The organism is Chloroflexota bacterium (assembly GCA_035652535.1).
Classification (GTDB): Bacteria; Chloroflexota; UBA6077; order UBA6077; family SHYK01; genus DASRDP01.
In genome coordinates, this window is sequence record DASRDP010000053.1 from 1 (window position 1) to 6,000 (window position 6,000).

Genomic DNA, 6,000 nt, shown 5'->3' on the forward strand with positions numbered 1-6,000 from the left:
AACGAGACCGCGGTCAACTTGTTGAGTAGAAGGGCCGGCCGATGAGGCCCTGAGGACGAATGAGCAGCACGAGCACCATCACCCCAAAAGCGATGGCGTCCTCAAATCCCGAGCCAAAGACAAACCCGCCTGCCGCCTGCACGACGCCAAAGAGCAGCCCGCCCAGCACTGCCCCCCAGACATTGCCGACGCCGCCCAGGACCACGACCACGAACGATCGGAGGGTGTACGGATCGCCGATGGTGGGTGAGATCGGATAGACGATGGCGACGAGGACGCCGGCGGCGCCCGCGAACGCCGCGCCGATGGCGAACGTCATTGCGTACGTGTATCGGGGATTGATGCCGACCAGGCGCGCCGCCTCCTGATCGAGCCCAGTAGCGAGAATCGCGAGCCCGCCCCTGGTGTGATTCAGATACCAGGAGAGCGCGCCGGTGAGGGCGACCGCGATCGTCAGGGCAGCCAGACGGACGAACGGCACGATGATCGGACCGATGTGAAGGCCCGCGCTCCCATATGCGAGCTGCACCGTCCGCAGGCTCGGACTCCAGAGCTGGTATGCGACGTCGGTGACTACCAGCGAAATGCCGAAGAAGAGCAGCAGCGTCATCAGAAGCGGCGCGCGAAGGATCTGGTTCACCAGCAGCCACTGCGTGGCGAACCCCAGCGCAAACAGCGCCGCCATCGCAATCGGGAGGGCCAGGAACGGGTCGACATGCCACAAGGTGAAGCACCAGAACACGACGTAGGCGCCGAGCATGATGAAGGAGCCGTGCGCGAGGTTGACGAGATTCATGATCCCCCAGACCAGCGAAAACCCCACGGCCGCCGCCGCATAGAGTCCGCCGAGGAGGAGCCCGTTTACCAGCGTCTGCCCGACGCCGATCACGCGGCCACCAGCCGTCGCATCCGGCTACTTGCGGAGCAGGCGTGCTTCAACGCTGACCCCACGAGGGCGTCGGGTATCGGACCGATGCTTCCGCGATGTCTGACGGCCACACGGTCTTCAGCTTCCCATCCTGGATCTGCTGGACCACCATTGGCTTGTAGACGTTGAGGCCGCGCTCATCGAACTTGATCTGTCCGTAGAACGTCATCGCATCGAGGTTCGCCAGCGCGTTTCGGACAGCGGACGGGTCAATGGAACCCGCCTTCTCAATGGCGAGCTGCAAGGCGACGCCCGCGGCCGTGCCATCGGCCGCGTGGTAGTCCGGCGCGCTTCCGAACCGCTTTGTGTACAGGTCGTTGTAGTTCTTTGGAGTCTTGAAGATGTCGACGCCCTCGTATTTCGCCGTGTCTGTCCATTGCGAGCTGGCTACCACGTCCTCAGCATCCCTCCCGAGTCCCTGGATGAAGTCCGGGGTGGTGGGGCCCACGGTAAAGGCGAAGAGCTTGGGGCTGTAGTCCAGCTCCTTCGCGGCCTTCATGATCGCCAGGCTCTCCGCGAGGTGGCCGGAGTTCAGGAGCATTTCCGCTCCGGAGTTCTTCGCGATGGTGACCTCGTTCGAGAGGTCCGTGGCGTTCGCCGGGTACTTCTCGTATGCCGCGACCGAGATGCCCTGCTGGTTGGCGATGTCCTGGGCGCCGTCCGCCACTTCTACGGAGAAGGCATCGTTCGCCGAGAGGATGGCAACGGATGCTGGCTTTGGGTTCTGCCCAGCCGCCATCTCAACCATGACAGCCGCATACTTCTTGGCAGGGCTCAGCACGCCAAACGTGTACTTGTAACCGTGGCTGAAGATGGACTCGGCCGCTCCATTCCCCTCTACCATGACCACCTGGTTCTTTTCGGCGATTGGCGCGTCCTGGTTGGTCGCCGCCGTTCCGTAGGGGCCGAGGAGGAGCTTGACGCCGTCCTGCGTGATCAGGCGATCGGTGAGCTGCGCGCTTCGCTGCGCATCGCTCCCGTCGTCGTAGTACTTGATCTCGACCTTATACGTCTTGCCGCCGGCCTTGATTCCGCCAGCCTGATTTACCGCCTCCGCCCAGAGGTCATACCCATTCTTGGTCAGTACCCCCTCGGCGGCGGCCGATCCCGTGATGCCAAGCGGAGCGCCGATGACCAGCGTGTCCGTTCCGGCGCCGCCACCTCCCGATGAGCTGACCGAAGCATTCGCGCAGGCGGACGCCATTCCGATCACGATTGCCATGAGCACCGGTGTCATTGCTCGTCGATACAACGCACCCTCCCTGTATTCACGCCTCTGCCATCATTTTGCCTCTGCATACTGGACAACGGCGGGATGCCGGAGACGCGCTCGATACGGCTTCCCGCCCACCGTGACCGCGACCGAGCGACCACGCAAGAGGTCGACCCGCAGCGTTCCGCTCGCCGGTTCGAGGGAGACCCGCAGGTGGCGACCACGCCACTGAACGGGGAAAGCCAGCGTTCCCCAGTGCGCCGGCACGTGGGGATCGATGGACAGCCCGTCCGCTCGGAACCGGACTCCAGCGAAGCCGAAGACGATCGCCTGCCACAGCCCGCCCAGCGCGCCGATGTGCACACCGTGGGCGGCGTTTCCGAATGTGTCCTCCAGATCGATGTTCGCGGCCTCCGTGAAGTAGCGGTCAGCGAGGTCCAGGTCTCCGAGCCGAGCGGCCATTAGCGCGTGTATCGCTGGCGAGAGCGAGCTTCCGTGACCGCATCGGACTTCGTAGAAGTAGAACGTGTCGCGCTGAACCTCGGCCGAAAACCAGTCTCCCAGCAGGCACAGGAGCATCACCGCGTCAGCTTGCTTGTGCACCTGCGCGCGCTGGGTGAGCTCTCTTCCCAGTAGTACGTCCATCGGCTCGCGCCGATTTGGATAATCACGGGGGAAGATCGGCTTGAGCTGAAAGAAGCCGGCGAACTGCTCGATGATGGTGCCATTCGGGTCGAAATCGAGCGTCATATTCGACGCGACGGATGACCACGTCTCGACCTCGCGATCGGAGATCGAGATCTTCCGGCGCAAACCGCTCCACCAGTGCGGCCACCGTGCCCCCAGGGTGCGGGCGATCTCGACGCCGCGCTCCAGATTCCAACGTGCCATGCCGTTCGTGTACGCGTTGTCGTCGATCGCCTCGTGGTACTCGTCCGGGCCAACGACGCGGCGAATATGCCAGCGGTTGTCCGCCTCGAGCGTCGCGCGGCTCGCCCAGAATCGCGCGGTCTCGAGCAGAATCTCTGCCCCAGCGTCTTGGAAGAATCCGTCATCGCCGGTCGACTGCCAGTACTGCCATACGGCGAACGCAACATCGGCGCTGATGTGGATCTCCTGCTCACCGTTGACGATGCGGATGACTTTCCCATCAGGGGTGATGACGTAGGGAGGTGTGGCTTCCTCCCCGTTTCGAGCGGATTCCCACGGGTAGAAGGCGCCCCGGAATCCATGCTTGGCCGCCTTGGCCCGGGCCGCCGGAAGCGTATGGTAGCGGTACATCAGAAGCGCCCTCGCCGCCTCGGGCCACGTGTGGATGTAGAAGGGAAGGAGAAATGTTTCCGTGTCCCAGAACACGTGCCCCATGTACGCGTCGCCCGTCAAGGCCCGGGCGCCGATGGAAACGTGCTCATCGGAAGGGTCAGCCGCGCTCACAAGATGATAAATCGCGAAGCGAATCGCCCGCTGGGCATCGGCATCGCCCGTGATCTCCACGTCGCTCGCGCTCCAGCGGGCCGACCAGGCCCGGCTGTGCGCCCGAAAGAGCGCTGCGGCGCCCGACCGGCGCGCACGGCGAAGCGACTCCGCGGCGACGTCGACGGCGTCTTCTCGGTCGCCACGACCCATGGACACCAATCGCCGCATGGCCACCTGTCCATTGACGTCCTCGCTGAACGACCACCGACGTCGGTCGTGTCCCGGCAGGACGACCGGGGCCAGTTGCTGCCCATTGCGCGCCAGGCGGTAGTCGCGCGCAATCGCCAGGTACGACCCATCCTCGTCGGCGCGCCAGACGGTTACGTCGCCAACGGAATGCCGAAGATCCGGGACAAGTCCGGGACCGGGTGCACCAGCACCTGCCTCGATGCCCAGACGGCACGGAAACCCGCCCTCGACCTCCATGAGTTGAACCGCCAGCGTCCGATCGGCCAACGACAGGAAGTGCGAGATCCGCGTCCGCACGTCGTGGCCGTCGAGCGTGTGGTACCGCCACTCGACCCAGTACGCCCCGATCTGCATGTCGAGCACACGCCGTAAGTCGATCGTGGCCCCGCGATCGAGGCGCACGCTCGTGCCGTCCACGGACACGTGCACCTCATGCCAGTCGGGCACAGGGATCAGGCAGGGGACCCGCGGCTGTCCCGGTGGGATCCAGAAGAGATTCGAGACAAACGTTCGAGGGCGGGAGGCGTGAGTTGGTGATGGCAGTGACGCGCGCATCCCCAGGTACCCGTTCGACAAGGCGAAGCGGGACTCCATGTCGTGCTCGAGCTCGGGCACGAATCCGTGATGCTCGAGGCGCCAGACGTCGCCCTTCGAGCTGATCGCGCCGTCGGGAGGAATGAGTGCGGCCAGGTCGAGATTACGGCGCTGTTCGCTACGCGACACGGGCCCCCCCGGACGGCCCGCGATAAGGGGCCGTCGCGTTCGAGCCCGCGTGACGGAACTGAGCGGTGATGAAAACGAGCGGAAGCGGATTGTTCTGGAACACGTCCCAGACAACCTTTCCATTCCCCGGCTCGAGTTGGCTCCGCCGGGCGAGCACAATGGCGTCCTCCCGATGCTCCAATGCGAAGCGCGCGATCTCCTCTGCAACGTCGCCTGTCGCCAGATGAATCTCGGCTGGGACGTCCTCGGGGCAGCGCGCGAGACAACGGAGCAAACGGTCGACGACCTCGCCGGACCAGCTCGGCCACTCGTGCTGGGGCTGGTCCACGTATCGCGGCGCTGAAAGCGTGCCCGGCTCCGACGACGACCGCTGGAAACCGGCGACATAGAGCAGGTCGACCGATGCACCCAGCTCGTGTGCTAGCGCCATGACCGGTCGCAGCGCACGTCCGGTGCTCGGTGTGCCATCCACGGGCACCAGCAGGCGACGCACGGGCCCGGGAGAACGACCCTCCCCGGCCAGTTTCGCTGGATAGACGACGACAAGGGGCCGATGCGTGTGGCGGACAACTTCCAGCGCGACAGGGCCGACCGGGCTCTCGTCCGTTGGCATGCCCGCCGCAATGACGACCAGCACAACCGTGCCGTCGCTCGACGCTGCGACGATCTCGTGCGCTGGGTTGCCCACGTCCAGCCGCAGGTGAATCGACTCGCCTTCCTCACCGGACAGACCGAGGAGGGGACGCACGTCGCCCTCCGAGACCGGGGCCGACGAAACGTGCAGGCCCTCGAGTCGCGCGCCGAGCTGACGCGCGATCGCCTGCGCGACCGCTACGGCAATTGGGGCATCGGGCGTGGTGTCCACGGCGACGAGTACGGTCATTGCTGAATCCGGGGCCGCGCCGGGCTCTGCCTCTCTCACACGCGCCTCCGATCTGTGCGCTTTCCGGTCACCGAACGTCACGAGCGGGTCGCCTCATCCGTGCCAATGGCCAGCAACTTGTAAGACGCGGGTGTTTGGCACCGCGAATGCGACCGGAAACGCGCCCCTTTCACGGACAGACTTTCGGGCCTTTGGCAAATGTCGCAAGATCGTACGCGATTTTTAGCACGGGAGCCGAAGTGAAGGCAGGGGTTGACCGTCTGCCCGGGACGCCGATCGCCGCGCACACCCTTCGTACGACGCGCGACAAGGCGCGCTTTCGAGGCACCACCGTCCCACGAACCTAAAGGCCGCTTCGTGAACCAACGCAAGACACGCATTCACCACGTCAGCATCGTAAATGACGCCCTGACTCCTACGAATCTTCTCCAGCGACGCGTGCGCTCCGAGCTAATCTCAAGAGTTGTGGAAATTGGGCGCCCGCAGGCGCCCGCGTCAAGGAAAGGCGTACCCTTCCAGCGCAACACAAGACCCCGGACGGGGAAATGAACTGGAGGGATACGCCTTGGCGCGAGGATACCACAGCCC

4 protein-coding genes are annotated in these 6,000 nt (G+C 64.8%); all 4 read right to left on the reverse strand.

Annotated features, from left to right (window positions below):
• Positions 1–13 precede the first annotated feature (13 nt).
• The 4 genes from VFC51_05855 to VFC51_05870 are packed head-to-tail and all read right to left on the reverse strand — an operon-like array spanning position 14 to position 5,412.
• Positions 14–889, reverse strand: a complete 876-nt coding sequence (locus VFC51_05855; protein ID HZT06535.1) for a branched-chain amino acid ABC transporter permease — start codon at positions 887–889, stop codon at positions 14–16.
• 46 nt (positions 890–935) lie between these two features.
• Entirely contained in the window at positions 936–2,180 is a 1,245-nt protein-coding gene (locus VFC51_05860) for an amino acid ABC transporter substrate-binding protein (GenBank protein ID HZT06536.1), read from the reverse strand.
• A 30-nt stretch (positions 2,181–2,210) separates the two neighbouring features.
• Positions 2,211–4,529: a glycosyl hydrolase family 65 protein gene (locus VFC51_05865; GenBank protein HZT06537.1), complete on the reverse strand. Its 2,319-nt coding sequence runs from the start codon at positions 4,527–4,529 to the stop codon at positions 2,211–2,213.
• Entirely contained in the window at positions 4,519–5,412 is an 894-nt protein-coding gene (locus VFC51_05870; protein ID HZT06538.1) for a universal stress protein, read from the reverse strand. Before VFC51_05870 ends, VFC51_05865 begins: the two co-directional genes overlap by 11 nt.
• Positions 5,413–6,000 lie beyond the last annotated feature (588 nt).